This is a genomic window from Streptomyces sp. NPDC058240 (assembly GCF_042882135.1).
Taxonomy (GTDB): Bacteria; Actinomycetota; Actinomycetes; order Streptomycetales; family Streptomycetaceae; genus Streptomyces.
In genome coordinates this window covers 1-1,704 of sequence record NZ_JBHVWT010000149.1, presented here as the reverse complement: position 1 = coordinate 1,704, position 1,704 = coordinate 1, and the positions used below count along the sequence as shown (strand labels likewise).

The window sequence follows — 1,704 nt, the reverse complement described above, 5'->3', positions numbered from 1 at the left end:
GGAGCTCGTTGGTACAGGCAGTCGTCCAAGACAGCTTGTACTCGAGGAGCTCCGTTGCCGTTTCATCATGTCCTGCCGGCCTCGGTGATGGCCATCACCCGTACGGTCACAGTGGCCGCGGGCCGGTTCGCGCCCGGGCATCTGGGCGAGCTGACGCCCGTCGTGCCGTTCGAGCTCATCGACGCGGTCCTGGCGGAGACCCGCTCGGTGCAGAGACGACTGCGCGATCTTCCTTCGCGGGTCGGGATCTACTTCCTGCTCGCGATGTGTCTGTTCCCTGAAGTCGGCTACCGGCTGGTCTGGGACAAGCTGACGGCCGGGCTGGCCGAAGTGCCGGTGGCCTCCCCGACGCCGAAGGCCCTGCGTGATCTGCGCCGACGACTGGGCAGTGCGCCGGTGCGGGCGTTATTCGAGGTTCTCGCGGGGCCTCTGGCACGGCCGACGACACCCGGTGTGCGGTTCGGGCCGTACCGGACTGTGTCATTCGACGGCTGCAGTTCCCAGAAGGTCCCCGACTCCGGGCGAAACAGGGCCTGGCTGGGGCGAACCTCCCATCACGGCTATCCCACACTGGAGTTGATGACGCTAGTCGAGACCGGGACACGGGCCCTGATCGGCGCAGTGTTCGGACCCACCGCCGAGGGCGAGACCAGCTATGCCTCGCGCCTGCTGCATCTGCTGCGGCCGGACATGCTCGTCCTGTGGGACAAGGGCTTCGACGGCAACGACTTCCTCGCTTCCGTCACCGCGACCCGCGCCCAGTTCCTGGGCCGACTCCGCAGCAACCGGCGTACCCCCGTCCTGACACGTCTCGCCGACGGCTCATACCTGTCGGTGATCGCCGCCGTGAAGGTACGTGTGATCGACGCAAACATCACGGTGACCTGCGCGGACGGCACCGTCTTCACCGGCTCCTACAGGCTGGTCACCACTCTGACCGACGCCCGCCGATACCCGGCGGCCGCGCTGGTGGGCCTCTACCACCAGCGGTGGGAACACGAATCTGCGTACTACGCGCTCCGCCACACGATCACGAACGGGCGCGTCCTGCGCTCGGGCGACCCGGCCGGCGTCGAACAGGAGATGTGGGCCCTTCTCACCCTCTACCAGGCCCTGCGCACCATGATGGTCGAGGCCGCCGAGTCGCTGCCCGGCACCGATCCGGACCGCTGCTGCTTCACCATCGCCCTCCAGACCGCCCGCGACCAGGTCGTCCAGGCCGCCGCCGTCATCACCGACCCCGCCGATGTCGGCCGCGTCGGGCTGATCGGGCACCGGATCCTGGCCCGTCTCCTGCCGCCCCGACGGCAGCGCGTCAGCACCCGCAAGGTCAAGTCACCGATGTCCCGTTACAGCACCCGCCATGACGACGGCAGGCCCGACACCAGCCGCACGATCACCGGTCTCGACATCAGCGTCCTCGAACCCCGCGAACCGCACCCTCAACTCCCCGCCATCTCCCGCGACGACCGGCACACAGCCCTCGCCGAGCGCCGACGTCACCGGATCCTGGCCCTGCTCGAGGAAGACCCCACCCGCCTCTGGCGCCCCCGTGACATCGCTTCCCACTTCGGCGACATCACCATGGAGACCATGTATCGGCAGCTCTCCAGATGGGCCGAGACCGGCCTCATCCACAAACTTGGCCCCGGCCTCTACGCCGCCACTGCATGGACCCCAACACCCCTTGCGTGACCTGCGAAA

The 1,704-nt window shown here is 68.2% G+C and carries 1 protein-coding gene; it reads left to right on the top strand.

Annotation, left to right across the window (positions count from 1 at the left end):
• Window positions 1–54: 54 nt before the first annotated feature.
• Entirely contained in the window at window positions 55–1,695 is a 1,641-nt protein-coding gene (locus tag ACFVX4_RS42040; protein ID WP_389988789.1) for an IS4 family transposase, read from the top strand.
• Window positions 1,696–1,704: the final 9 nt, after the last annotated feature.